7 protein-coding genes and 1 pseudogene are annotated in these 13,575 nt (G+C 41.6%); 7 read left to right on the top strand and 1 reads right to left on the bottom strand.

Features of this window, described 5'->3' with window-relative positions; all coding sequences use genetic code 11:
• The first annotated feature begins 521 nt into the window (after positions 1–521).
• The 7 genes and pseudogenes from LOR49_RS08805 to LOR49_RS08775 all read left to right on the top strand — a co-directional run bounded on the left by LOR49_RS08805 (position 522) and on the right by LOR49_RS08775 (position 13,122).
• Positions 522–1,352 (top strand): DUF6612 family protein, encoded by an 831-nt coding sequence (locus LOR49_RS08805; protein ID WP_240376108.1) that lies wholly within the window; start codon positions 522–524, stop codon positions 1,350–1,352.
• A gap of 561 nt (positions 1,353–1,913) precedes the next feature.
• Positions 1,914–5,399: an S-layer homology domain-containing protein gene (locus tag LOR49_RS08800; RefSeq protein ID WP_240376107.1), complete on the top strand. Its 3,486-nt coding sequence runs from the start codon at positions 1,914–1,916 to the stop codon at positions 5,397–5,399.
• A gap of 122 nt (positions 5,400–5,521) precedes the next feature.
• The gene (locus LOR49_RS08795) at positions 5,522–9,715 is read left to right on the top strand and encodes a hypothetical protein (RefSeq protein WP_240376106.1); all 4,194 of its coding nucleotides are present in this window, start codon (positions 5,522–5,524) and stop codon (positions 9,713–9,715) included.
• Between the two features lie 431 nt (positions 9,716–10,146).
• Positions 10,147–10,650 (top strand): JAB domain-containing protein, encoded by a 504-nt coding sequence (locus LOR49_RS08790; RefSeq protein WP_240376104.1) that lies wholly within the window; start codon positions 10,147–10,149, stop codon positions 10,648–10,650.
• Between the two features lie 43 nt (positions 10,651–10,693).
• Positions 10,694–10,999 carry a hypothetical protein gene (locus LOR49_RS08785; RefSeq protein WP_240376102.1) on the top strand — a complete coding sequence of 102 codons (306 nt, stop codon included), beginning with the start codon at positions 10,694–10,696 and terminating at the stop codon, positions 10,997–10,999.
• 2 nt (positions 11,000–11,001) lie between these two features.
• A complete protein-coding gene (locus tag LOR49_RS08780) occupies positions 11,002–11,259 on the top strand; it encodes a hypothetical protein (RefSeq protein ID WP_240376100.1) in 258 nt (85 codons plus the stop codon).
• 298 nt (positions 11,260–11,557) lie between these two features.
• Positions 11,558–13,122 (top strand): annotated as a pseudogene (locus LOR49_RS08775) (IS3 family transposase).
• Positions 13,123–13,406: 284 nt separating this feature from the next.
• Here the strand turns inward: LOR49_RS08775 and LOR49_RS08770 are convergent.
• Positions 13,407–13,575 (bottom strand): ATP-binding protein (locus LOR49_RS08770; RefSeq protein ID WP_240376358.1); only part of this gene is annotated, 169 nt, incomplete at its 5' end.

The raw sequence follows: 13,575 nt of genomic DNA, 5'->3' as shown, positions 1-13,575 counted from the left end.
CACACATTTTTCACATGGTTTCTCATACTTTTCATCTCAATTAGCACTTAAGCAATCAGTCCCTTAGACTTCCAATCGCTTTGGAAGGACGCTTTTACCCCAGGAGCACAAGAGTCTGTGAAAATATTTGCCAGCATACTAGAATACCAGTTGATTGTAATGGAAGACGGCGACTCCAGCGGGCGTCGGCTAAAAGCGGTCACGTCCTGTGACCAACGCCGACACTAGAACGTCGTGTTCGTCGAAAGCAACAGCTGAAGACACCGAAGCCCTGGCTGAAAGGAAGGCAACCTAACTGCGCGACGTCCTGTCGCAACGGTTGCATGACCTACATCCTGTAGGCCCGAGGCTGAAGCTTTGCCCGCGGAAAGCGTCCGTCTGCAATGGAAATCAACAATTTTTAACGCAACATAGTTAAGAAACTTTTACAGCTTTGCCTTTTGCGTGTTGTATCTGTAAAATAGCATTGTGCAAGTTTTTTCCAAGCATGGCTATTCTACATAAGAAATAGGAGACATTGGATGATGATAGGAAAAAAAACAGCCGCTGCTGTTGTTCTCGGAGTGGGTCTCTTATTCACGAGTGCCTGCGGAGAGCAAGAGCTGCCGGAAGAAGTGTATAAGACAGCGATGAACAAGATGGAAGCGCTCGACAGCGTTTATTTTACAGAATCAAATTCGCTTCACGCCGCACAGGGTGGTGTCAGCACGTTCACCCGCGGTGCCGTTCAGTACAACGAACCCCTCGAAGCATTCATGGATACAGACATTAATCTGGTCGATCTAAGTGAACCACTGGAACTTGCCTGGCGCGTCCAGGGAGATAAGGTAGAAGTGCGCGAGGATGAAAAGTGGAGAGAGTACGACGCCGAACAGGATACGTTCACCCCGCTTTTGCGTCCACTCGACGATCTCCGTTTCTTCCTTTCCTATGAGAATGAGTTCTTAATGAAGGAAGAAGAGGAGTACTATGAAGTTTCTTTTAAAGGAACAGACGAACGCCACCACCCTCTCGTCGAAAAAAAGCTCGAATCTCTAGGCATTACGGAGCAGATCGGCGGACTCGACGAAAAAGCAAAGAATTCGATCCAACTCGACCGTATCGATATGGTCGCCTTCATTGATAAAGAAACGAAGCTCCTAAGCGGCTACGATACACGCTTCACCTTCACGATTGAACTCGCCGGTGAACTACGTAGCTTCAATGAAAGAAAAAGCGTCCGCTACGACGAGTTCAATAACGTAAGCGGAGACCTCGAAACCTTTATTGAAAAGAAAGTAAAAGAAATCCAGAGGAAAAAGATGGAGGAACAGGAAGAGGAAGGAAACAATGAATCAGAAGAGGAAATCTAACCACAAATTGGCAAACAACCCTCAAACCCTAGCATAATAGGCATTTCCTGGGCGATTTCTTTGCAAAAATATATCAATTTGATTACAACAACATAAAAGCCTTACAAATTGGTAAAAAATATGTTTCAATATTAAGTGGGAAAAGGAAATGCAGGGAAACGGCGGCATTCATTCTCAAACTCATCCAGCACTGAGTCATAATTACCGTTATTGTAAAAAAACAGTAAAAAATCTAGTAATTAACATGAAAATGTTGTAGAATGCTTGTAATATGTCGATGTACTCTGCTCATTAGCGAAACAGCCACTTTTATCCTACCAATCTTTGTAACAATTAACATTGTTTGACAGTGCCGTCATCCCCCGCTATAATGAGCGTTGCATTTCTTTGAAAACTAGGAAAAATCTAATAGTCAGAGACAGGTTTCAGCCAGCTTCCGATGACCCGACAGCGTTCGTTGAGGAACCAGAAGGCGGAAAGCGTCTCTGAAAATTAGAATAAAGCATTCTATGAAACTTTTACACTTGTAGAATGCTCAATAAAAGGGAGGAAACAATAAACATGGCTTACCAACCAAAGTCTTACCGTAAGTTTCTAGCAACATCCGTTTCTGCGGCAGTAGTAGCGACTGCTTTCAGCGCTGTTGGTCCAATGAGCGTACAGCAAGCTGATGCTGCCGAATCTTTCAGCGACGTGGACAATACTTTCTGGGCTTCTGAGAACATCCAACGTCTCGCTGACCAAGGTATCATTAATGGGTACAAAGATGGTACATACCGCCCGAACCAAGAGATCAACCGTGGTCAAGTAGCAGAACTTCTTGTAAACGCATTTGATCTTGAAGTAGATCCAAACGTAGCACCTCCATTCGAAGATCTTAGCGAAGAGAGCTACTACACTCCATTTGCTGCAGCTGTTAAAGAAGCAGGCTTGATCCAAGGCCGTGAAAACAACACGCAGTTTGCACCTGGAATGGACCTTTCCCGTGAGCAAATGGCAACAATCCTCGTTCGTGCTTTCGATCTTGAGCCAATCAAAGGCGAAGAAGCAGACGTTTCTGACCTTGAAGAAGCACACGAAAGCCACCAGGACAACATTGAAGTACTTGCACAGTACAACATCACTTCTACTGCAGACGGTAAATTCCGTCCAAAAGAAACAGTAACTCGTGCGCAGTTCGCGGCATTCCTTGACCGTGCCCTCGAAATTGCTGAGCCGACCGACATTTCAGAAGTAAATGCACTTACTGACGATGGTCACGTACTTGAAGTGAAGTTTACTGCTCCTTACAGAGAATCACTTAACCGTGTAGACGTACGCGTATTTGAAACTGCAAGCGGCGCTCGGAAAGGTGTTGAAAGTGTAGAGCTTGCACCAGACGGTATGTCTGCAGAAGTTCATCTTTATGACAACACGAGCGACGATGCAAAGGATGAAGTTCCACGTCTAGTGAAGCACACCATTCAAATTGGTGATCTTGAATACAACTTCACTCGTCCAGAGTTCATTAAGCACCGTGTAGTTTCGATTGACCCGCAAGATGGTGATTTCACTATTCTTACAGACAATGGAAACACAGAAACTATTGAAGTTCCTGAGGAATTCGAAGACTTCGACTATCAAGCTTTGCTCGGTGAAGAAGTAAGTGTATGGTTCGACGAGGATAACGTGCTTGAAGACTACAGCATTGAAAAAGCAACTGCTGACTACGATGCGATTGAAATTACAAAAGAGGACGAAGTGAAACTTCTTACAGAGGACGAGAAGTTTGATACGTCTGATGAGCAGTTTGATGACGTAGACCAAGACCAATTCCGTTTCTACGTAAATGGAGAAGAAGCAGATATTAGTGAATACGTCGACCGTAAGTTTAACTTTGCTAAAGTTGGCTATGATCGTTCCGGTGACGTAGTGTATGTTAGCGCGTATAACTTGACGAACTTCTTAGTCGTAGACCGCGTAGAAAATAATGAAGTTATCGGTCACGAAGGAGAAGGAACTGGTGGAGCATTTGATGCGAAGGACGCCACTATTGTCAAGGACGGTAAAGTAATATCCCTTGATGACCTTGAAGAAAACGATGTATTGTTCTTCAACCCAGACGCGAATGGTGACGACGGCTTTGCTGAAGTCTACAACAACGAAGTGCAAGGTGAGATCGATACTGTATACAATGAATCTATTAAAGTTAACGGGGAAGTATATGACTTTACTTACGATTCAGGAGATATCGAAAACTTCCATGTAGACTACGAAGGTGGAGCTGTTTACCTAAATGAAGACGGAGAAACAGAATTCATCGATAGCGATGCAGCTGAAAAGCTCCAAGCTGCTGGTGAAGTAGTTCTCCACTTAGACCGTGCTGGAAATCTCGTTTATATTGACGGTGACCTTGCTGACGTAGAAAGCAATACGAAACCAGCTGTTCTGACTGAAGACGTTAAATTTGATTCGAACTTTGGTAAAGATCTAGCCCAAATTGAAGCTGTTACTTCTGATGATGAAGAAAAACTATACGAAGTTCAATTAGCTAATCTGAACACAATCACTGTTAACGGCGTTGAATATGACATCGATGATGCAAATGACCGTGATGCAGATGAATGGAAGCCAACAGTTGATGGAGACAACATTGTACTCGTTTCCGGCACTGGCGGTGATGATGATGTAACGATTGATGCGGATTATCTAGCAGAAGGACAACTCGTCCAACTTCACCTAGACGATGATGGTGATCTTAAAGAGCTTGAATTCTTTACTGCTAATGATACAGATGAAGGTACTGACACTCTTAAAGACGAGGAAGTTCTTGAAGCTGGAGACACCTACTTTAACGCTGAATCTGGTGCAAAACGTCTCAACAATGACACTGTAGTATTTGACGCTACAAAAGGTTATAGTGCGAGCGACATCAAGGTAACTACATGGGATGACTACAACGGGTCTGCCATTAACGACGCTACCGTCATCTATGACGATGAAGATGAAGCAATCGCTATTGTAATTGATGAGACTACTACTACTGATGTGGTGTACGAAGAAGCTGTTATCACAAAAGTACTTCGCAACACAGATGAAGAAGTTGTAGAAATCACAGCTTATGTCAATGGCGAGAAGCAAACATTTGAAGTGAATGATGTAGATGTAAATCTTACAAAAGGTAACGTTGCAGTTCTCAAATTTGATGACAACAACACTGACCTTGTAGAAGACATCCTAGTAAACGGTGACAACCAATACGACGACCGTATTGTTGTTGGTGACGTAGACGAAGTTAATGTAGGTAAGAAACAAGTTACCATTGACGGTACAGTCTATACCCTTGTTTCCGATGGAGCAGTTGTTGATGTAACTGACACAAGTGACATCTCTGACGAGGCACTACGTGACCTTCGCGGTGAAAAAGACGTAACAGTTGTTCTTGACGAAACTTCTGGTAAATTCGCTAAGTTCTTCGTTATGGGTGCTGATGTAGAAGAGAGCACAGTAGCAGAAGATTTAACTGATGCGATTACAGATGCTGAGGCAGCGATAGATGAAGCTGTTGTAGGTGACGGTGTTGGTGAATATTCACAAGAAGCCGTAGACGCTTATCAAGAGGCAATCGATGCAGCACAAGCAGTCCTCGATAACGAAGATGCAACGAACGCAGAATTAGAGGATGCATTAGAGGAACTTGCAGAAGCAACTACTGCATTTGAAGAAGCCGCTAACGAACCCGGTGAAGATCCAACTATTTTTGATGTTACAGCTACTGCGTTAGCGCCAAACAGCATTGCTGAGTCAATAGGTATCTATGATTACAATGTAGAAGGTAGCGTTGCTAACATTGATAATGGAGAAACACTTACAATCACTTATAGTGGTGCAGAGGGCGAGGAAGACGAATCGTTTGATACTACAGTTGATGCAGACGGTAACTTTGTCTCGACTGAGGCACCTGAATATCTTCATGATAGTGTTACAGTAACGTACACAGATGAAGATGGAAATGAAGTAGTTTCAGACTCTGTTGAGGTTAACTACGGGCTAGCAGATCAAGAATAATAGGGGCTAAGAAGTTAGTGGCATTTATTGCCACTAACTTCCCTAATAATGTTTATTTTTAATAGTATTGCTAAAGTCATCCATCTCAGATGATTACTTTTACAAATTGGGGGTTATTTAATATGAAGAAGAAAGTACCTTTTGCAGTCCTTTCTACTGCAGCGTTAGCTGCAACAGTAACAGTGCCTGTTCTAGCACAAGAGGCTCCTGCAGATCAACAAGATACGCAAGACGTTGAAGCGGGTTTTTATGACTTTGCAAATGATACAAAATACACGCTAGATGAATTTAAACAGCTATCTCGTACGGAAAAAATTGACCTTCTAAAACAAGGTAACTATATAGTAACAAAGGGTGGAGAAGCACTAGAAGCCAGCGCTATTGTTAAATTAACTAACAAGGAAATTAATGACGCAATTCAAGACGCATCAGAAGTTAATGTAGACTGGGATTCGGTTGATGAAGCAGGAGACCTTACAGTTGAGTCAGTAAGTGCGATTAACAAGACAACTGTTAAAGTAACATTCAACACAGAAGTTGATTCCGTTAAGGCTGAAAACTTCACTATTGAAGGTGCAAAAGTAGATGCAGCTACACTAAATGAAGATAAATCAACTGCAACATTAAAAGTATCTGGTCTTGATTACAATACAGATTACACAGTAGCAGCTACTGCAGTAGTCAATGGTGAAGAAGTTAACTTTGGTTCAAAGGATTTCGCAACTCCAAAAGTTACTGATCTTTGGACATTAGAAGTTACAACTGATGGAGAAAGTGTGACAGCTAATGGAGCTGACAACACAGTAGTAGAATTCAAATTACTTGATGAGAATGGTAATGTTGATGAAAATGCAAATGATGTTGTCTTAGCTCTTGATGCTACTTTTGGTAACTTAGCAAACAGCCGTGTAACCATTCAAAACGGTGTTGGTCAAGTTGTATTGTCATCTGAGTTCTCCACTGAAGAAGTAACATCTAAAGTTTCTGCACAAATCATCGAAGCATCTTCTGATTATAAAGACTTAATCGGTGAAGTAGTGGGTGAAACAGAAGTAACATTCCTACCATCTGGTGCTGAAACAGATGTAAATGCTGTAACTTTCTCAGATGCAGAATCTAACCAAGCTGACCGTGTGGTTCTATACTTCGATAAAGCTGTATCTCCAGCTACATTCGTTAAGACTACATCTGAAGGGAAATTTGTTACTGATGAAGTAGTTGTAGCAGGGAAGGACAACTACGACAAACAAGTGACTAAATCTAATGTAGATATCAAAGTATTACAAGATAACGATGAAAAAGATATTATTGGTTTCCGTCCAGTAGAAGGAAACGAAAAAGCAATCGAAGTTATTCTTGCAAAACATGATACCAATGGTGATAATAACCAGCTTAAAGACAACGCAGAAGTAACTGTTACTGCTGAGTTAGGTACAACAAAGAATGAAGCAACGTTTAATCTAACTGATGCACGTGAACCAGAAGTAACATCAGTTACACCTGAAGGACTAAAAACTCTACAATTGAAATTCTCTGAGGCAGTAGCTGAGGGTACTTTCAAAATTGACGGTTTATGGTCTGAAGGGGATGAATTCGAAGTTGAGTTTGGAGACTTTGATGCAAAAACTGGTATTGACCACCGTGATACTGCAGAATTAACACTTAATAAAGATGCTGGCACTGGTCAAAACGAACAACGTTACTTCGAACCAGGGTCACACTCATTATCAATTACAAACCTTAAAGACTTTGCAGGTTTAACTGATAAAGCTAACATATCGACTAGTCAAACATTGACGTTTGATATTCCAGAAGATACAACAGCACCAAGTGCAACAGTTTCTGTTGAGTCACCAGAGCAATTCCGTGTTAAATTTGATAGCGAAATTACCTATACTGGTACTTTGAGTGACATATTTACTAATAACTTTAAAGTTTATGATGAAGAAAACGATGAGTATGTCACACTTGACAATCTTAAAGATGCAGATGGAAACAACGTGTTTGATCATGCTCCAAACTTTACAGTTGATGAACATGATAACGAGTTAGTTGTTGAATTGACAGAAGACTGGACTAAGATCCTTGATGGACCTGAAGATGCTTACTATAACTATCAGTTCCAATTTGATATCCCAGCAGACACATTTACAAATGATGCAAACGGTGTGAAAAATAAAGCATTCACATTAGATCTAAATCATACTGATTCTCCATTAAATAAAGCTGATAATGTGTCACCAAGCATTTCTTCTATTGAAGAAACTAGTGATGATGAAGTATTTAAGGTAACGATGGATGAACCAGTTAAGTTGACAAAACCTAATGGTGATTCTGTAGACGAGCATCCGACACCTTCAACATCTCAAAATGGAAATCTTCCTGTTGTACAAGTAGAATTCCAAGGAAAAGACAAAGAAGGAAATAATGTTGTTATCGCTGGTACAGTTGTAGATTACTCAGATGATCAAGATGGCGCTGATACACAATTTGACGTATCAACAGATGGTAAAACATTACAATCACTAGTAAACCAAGGTTACTCTGAAGATTGGAAAGTAGTAGTAAAATCTATCTCGGATGACATTGGTAATACTGCAGCAACGTTAACGAAAGACTTTGTAGTTGCTAAAGAAGTTGCCGGAGATGGCAAGTTTGAGATCGAAGCTAAAGGTAATGGATATGCACATAATGTAGTTGCATACGATTATGCTGGAGCAGGAGAACAAGACCGTATTGAAGTAACCTTCACTGAAGGTGTTGTTAACAACGGTGGCGCAAGTGATTTGACAGCGGTTAGCAACTGGACATTGAATGGTAAAAAATTAACTGATGTCGCTTCTATCACAGTTGATGATGTTGATGGTGACCCAGATAATGGTTATGAAAAAGTCATTATCACATTTAATGATAGTGATGCATTGAAGGCTGATAGTAATACTATCGCAGTTAATAAATCTATCATTTCTTATGACGGTACCCCATTAACTGGTGTGTATGAAGTAGTTGCTAATACAGTACATCCAAACGGAGTATTCACTACACAAGCAGCTGCACAACAAGCAATTGATGATGCATCAGCAGGTGATGAGTTGACACTTGATTTAACTGGTGCTACTCAAGATATCAGCCTAGATGATAAAGGAAAAGCTCTAACTATCAATATTATTGGTGATTTAGGATCACACAATTTAACTGTTGATGCCGGAGATTCACATGTTAATTACTATGGTACTACTACTGGTGATGTGGATATTACTGACGTTTCGGGCGGAAGCTTTGTGGTAGCAAAAACTGCTAAGTTTGGTAAAATTGCTTTCAATGACCAAGATGGCGGGCGCTTAGTATTTGAAGATGGTGCTAGTGGTACTGTTGAAATTGGAGCTAACGCGCAAGCTACATTAGAAGGTACATTTACTGACGTAACTGCTGAAGCTGGTGCTGAGTTGACACTGGAAAAAGATGCAGACCTTACTGGACTAAAAGCTAAAGGGCAAGTAACTGTAGATGCTGGCGAAGGTGCTTCATATACAGTTGACGAAGGCTCAAAAGAAAATGTTTCTACTGCAGAGGAAGTAGCGCAAGCTCTTCAAGAAGCAAAAGAAGCATTCAATGCAGAAGTAGGTAAATACACTAAAGCTGATTACACAGAAGCAACATGGACTGCATTCAATACAGTACTTGAAACTCAAAAAGAAATTGTAAAAAATGCTACAGCAGCTGAAGAAGTAACTGAAGCTACGACAAAGGTAGAAAACGCTGCTGAGGACCTTGTTACAAAAGCAGATGCTGAAGCTCAAAAAGCCGCAACAAATGCAGTTGATGCTTATGAGAATGCTCCATTAACAACATTAGCTGAAGTAGAGGCTGCTGAAGAACTTGGAACAGAAGCTGAAGCTGCAGTCGCAAAAGTCACTAATGAAGAAGTGAAATCTGATCTTAATGCTAGGATTACTACAGAAAAGGCATCAGTTAGTAATGTAAAAGAAGAAATTAATAATTTAATCTCTTCAATTAACACTAAAATTCAAAGTCAATCAGATAAGTTCCCTAATCCTATTGAATTTAAAGACGCAACTAAAAATGATCTAGATGCACTTAATCAGGCATTACCAAGTACTGAAGATATTGGATTAGGTACTTTGTTAGATGATGCTGATCTTGATGATGATGGTACAATAACAGCGGATGAGTTTGCATCATTCTTTGGAGGGTTACAAGAAGGTTCTGTAACAGAAGGTGATACTTTTACAGCAACTCATGAAGCAGTCTTTAACGCGTTAAAAAATATTTATCCAAGTAATAATCCTGCTTAAATGGCAGCATAATAAACGAACCAGGGGACAGATCCCCACTGCTTTAGAGCATTAAAGTGACATGTGAAGTCCTGTGGAGATTGAATCTCTGCAGGGCTTTTCTTTATGTTTCAACATTCTTGTTGCAATTTACTATTGATAATACGCCAAATATTTTTCTTCTATATTAATAGTTTACCTATACCACCCCACTTATTCATTAGGAGGTGGCTGGTGGAAGTGGAAAGTTTATTATTCTTTGTAAATTTTTTTCCATTTGGTTCTTCTTATTCTCATGTGGCAGCTATGTTTTGTTGTTAAGACCTTCTTATCCTATCCGTCTTTACTTCCTTTGTAAGTATTTAATATAAATAAGAATGGTCCAATAGTTATTTGGACAGACCCTTATTCCGTCATGGAGTAAGGGTTATTTTATTTAGGAGGGAAAGATCATGGAAAAGTATGTAGAGTCAAACAAATCAGCGTCAACCTTGAAGAAAGAAGGAGAACGTCAGCCTTCCAAGCGAGTCAACATTGTAAGTTTAAAACTTGTGAAAGAATCCAGTCTTCTGTATCAAGACCGCTGTATCCGTAGCCCAGAAGATGGCCATTCATTACTCCAAGAATATCTAGGAGAGGTCGATAGGGAACATTTTGTGGTGATTGCACTTGATACCAAGAATCAACCGACATCGATTAATACGTGTCACATAGGCAGCCTAAACGCTAGTATTGTGCATCCCAGAGAAGTGATGAAGCCTGCCATTCTTTCCAATGCTGCTTCCGTTATTCTTGGACATAATCATCCAAGTGGACATCCGGAACCAAGCCAGGAAGATATTCAAGTTACCAACAGGATCACAGAGGCAGGGCGTATTCTAGGGATTGACGTTCTTGATCACATTATTATCGGTGATAACCGGTTTGTTTCGCTGAAAGAAAAAGGTTACCTGTAAAGCAGGGATCATCATTGGAACTTAATAGAGGAGGATGGGCAAGATGGAAGAAATCGATTGGTTTGTACACATGCTAAAAAGCCTTTATCAGAAGAGCGTAGACCGAGAGGACATTGGTTACGAAGGCATTGAATTATATCTCGATGAGATCGACGAGGCGCTAATCCCTGCGGATGTATTAGAACCCTTACCAGAGTTCCTTTTATTTGAAACCATGCTCTATGTGGACGAGGAAGGAAAAGACTGGCTGGGAGCCATTGCCTTGCACCCTGAAACAAATGAATGGTGCTTACAGGTTATTTTACACCATGGGAAAACAGTCTACCGAAAACGGCTGAAGGAGGAATGATAATGGTTTACCATAAAATTAGGCGACATGGCCAAACGTTTTACCAAGCATTTGACTCTAGTACTGGATACTATGAAACGAATACATGGACGGAAGAAGCATTAATAGCGAAACAACTCGATCATACGATTGATAGGGAAGTGGAGATTCATGACGAAGAAGCAGCCAAAGCCATTCATATGATTCCAGATACTATTCTACGAAAAAGAGTAAAAGATTACGTGACATATTTGGAAATCATGTTGGATATGCATGTGTAAAATAATGTCCACCGCTCACAGAGGCATAAACGGTTATTTCCCCTTTTGTTCTGCATCTCACGACATTTCTTCGGCACACTCACTGCATTTCTTCATGCTTTTTCTTCTTTCTTCGCAAATCCTTTTAGGGCATGCCTTTCGAAAAACAAGACTGACTGCATAATTATAGATTATGTCGTGAGATCGTCTAAAACGTCCTGAAAAGGGATTTTCCCTTTTCGCTATCCCCCTCTGTTAGGATAGATGTCGTACGAGGCAAACGTGTTATGATTAAATAAATCACACGGAGGTCATCGTCATGACAAAGAAAAATCGGATACGTTATTCAAAAGAAGAAAAAGCAATCGTCGTTAAGCGAATGATGCCGCCACAAAATGAATCGGTGGCAAGTATAAGTGAAGAGACTGGCATTTCGGACGTGACGTTGTATAGGTGGCGCAAGGAAGCCAGAGAAACGGGTATGGCAACGCCTGGTAATGGCCAGATCAGTGACAAGTGGAACAGCGAAGACAAGTTCCTTATCGTAATGGAGACCTATGCCATGAACGAGGAAGAATTGGCTGCATATTGCCGACAGAAAGGCTTGTACCGGGAACAGATCAAGGCTTGGCAACAAACATGCCTGCAGGCAAACGGAAAAGCCTTCGATCATTCGAGACAAATGAATGGTCAGTTGAAAGAGGAAAAGCAACGGGCAAAGGCATTAGAGAAGGAGCTTCAGAAGAAGGAGAAGGCGTTATCAGAAGCGGCGGCATTGTTACTTCTGCGAAAAAAGGCCCAAGCGATTTGGGGGGACGAAGAGGACGAATGATTGACCCATCAAATCGCTTACGCGCTGTGGAATTGATTCAGGAAGCTAATCGGAATGGAGCTCGTCTTTCAAAGGCATGCCAAGAATTGCATATCCACGTGCGGACCTACGAACGCTGGGTGGCGGAAGGCGGCGTGAAAGTCGATCAACGCCCGCACGCGAAACGGCCTACACCAAAGAACAAACTGTCGGAAAAAGAGAAATCCGAAATCTTGGAAGTTGTAAAACAAGAAGCGTATGCTGATCTGCCACCTACACAAATTGTGCCGCAACTGGCCGACAAAGGCAGATATATCGCATCGGAGTCTACGTTTTATCGTGTATTGCGCAAAGAACATATGCAGAATCATCGGGGGCGCAGCCAAAAGCCGGTAAGACGGATTCCGGAGAGCCATCTGGCCACAGCGCCTAATCAGGTATGGACTTGGGATATCACATGGCTTGGGGGGCCAGTGAAAGGGTTGTTCTACCGACTGTATTTGATTCTTGACTTGTTCAGCCGGAAGGCGGTCGGGTGGGAAGTATGGGAGACGGAAGAGGCACAATATGCAGAGAAACTTGTAAAAAAAGCAGTACTGAAAGAAAAAATTCAAGGCAGACCCTTGGTGTTGCATTCCGACAATGGAAGTCCGATGAAGGCGTCCACATTCCTTGGGTTACTGGAAACACTGGGCATTCAGAGTTCCTTTTCCAGGCCGCGCGTGAGCAATGATAATCCGTATTCGGAAGCAATGTTCCGAACGCTCAAATACAGACCAGAGTTTCCTCAAAAAGGCTTCGCCTCCTTGAAAGAGGCAAGAAAATGGGCTCAGCAGTTCATTCATTGGTATAATGAAATCCATCTCCACAGTGGTCTGAATTTTGTGACACCAGTACAATGTCACAATGGCACACATAAGGACGTGTTGGCAAAACGAAAGGAAATCTATCAGGACGCAAAGAAAAAGCATCCAGAACGGTGGGCCAGGGGTACAAGGGACTGGTCGCCCCACGAACAGGTGGCACTGAATCCAATGCGGGAAAAGACACAGCCGACTTCAGAAAATGGATAGAACGTTCCAAGCCCTAATGATTTGGAATGAAAGAAAGATCTTCCTTTCATTTTAAATCATTGGGAGAGCAAGCGTAGCGCGGTAGTTCGGAATTATAAAGAGTTACATTTCCAAAAACTAATCAGCCGAATGCGACAACTATGTTGACAAACACCGCTATATAAAACATCTCTTCTCCTGCATTTTCGCCTTACAGCCCCGTTATAACCCGATAACCTGTATTTGGCAAGAGAAAAATGCATAAAACGGAAAACGTTTATGTAGCCACTTGCCTCCCTACTTTCCTACATTGGCTGAAAAGCCATAGATTCTTTTAGCCGATGACTGTCGTCATTGAATAGCACAAGGTGAGAATGGTGAATCAAACGATCCACAACAGCTTCTGTCAAAATCGGATCCCCAAATACATGATTCCATTCCCCGAACTGAAGGTTCGTTGTGATAATAATGCTT

This window comes from Bacillus piscicola, from assembly GCF_022458745.1.
In the GTDB taxonomy this organism is placed as follows: Bacteria; Bacillota; Bacilli; order Bacillales; family Marinococcaceae; genus Alteribacillus_A; species Alteribacillus_A piscicola.
This window is presented reverse-complemented; position numbering and strand designations above follow the sequence as displayed.

What these genes read in the sequence shown, in the direction of transcription:
- LOR49_RS08795 (WP_240376106.1), top strand. Translation starts at nt 5,522, where the DNA reads ATGAAGAAGAAAGTACCTTTTGCAGTCCTTTCTACTGCAGCGTTAGCT.
- LOR49_RS08800 (WP_240376107.1), top strand. Translation starts at nt 1,914, where the DNA reads ATGGCTTACCAACCAAAGTCTTACCGTAAGTTTCTAGCAACATCCGTT.
- LOR49_RS08790 (WP_240376104.1), top strand. Translation starts at nt 10,147, where the DNA reads ATGGAAAAGTATGTAGAGTCAAACAAATCAGCGTCAACCTTGAAGAAA.
- LOR49_RS08780 (WP_240376100.1), top strand. Translation starts at nt 11,002, where the DNA reads ATGGTTTACCATAAAATTAGGCGACATGGCCAAACGTTTTACCAAGCA.
- LOR49_RS08785 (WP_240376102.1), top strand. Translation starts at nt 10,694, where the DNA reads ATGGAAGAAATCGATTGGTTTGTACACATGCTAAAAAGCCTTTATCAG.
- LOR49_RS08805 (WP_240376108.1), top strand. Translation starts at nt 522, where the DNA reads ATGATGATAGGAAAAAAAACAGCCGCTGCTGTTGTTCTCGGAGTGGGT.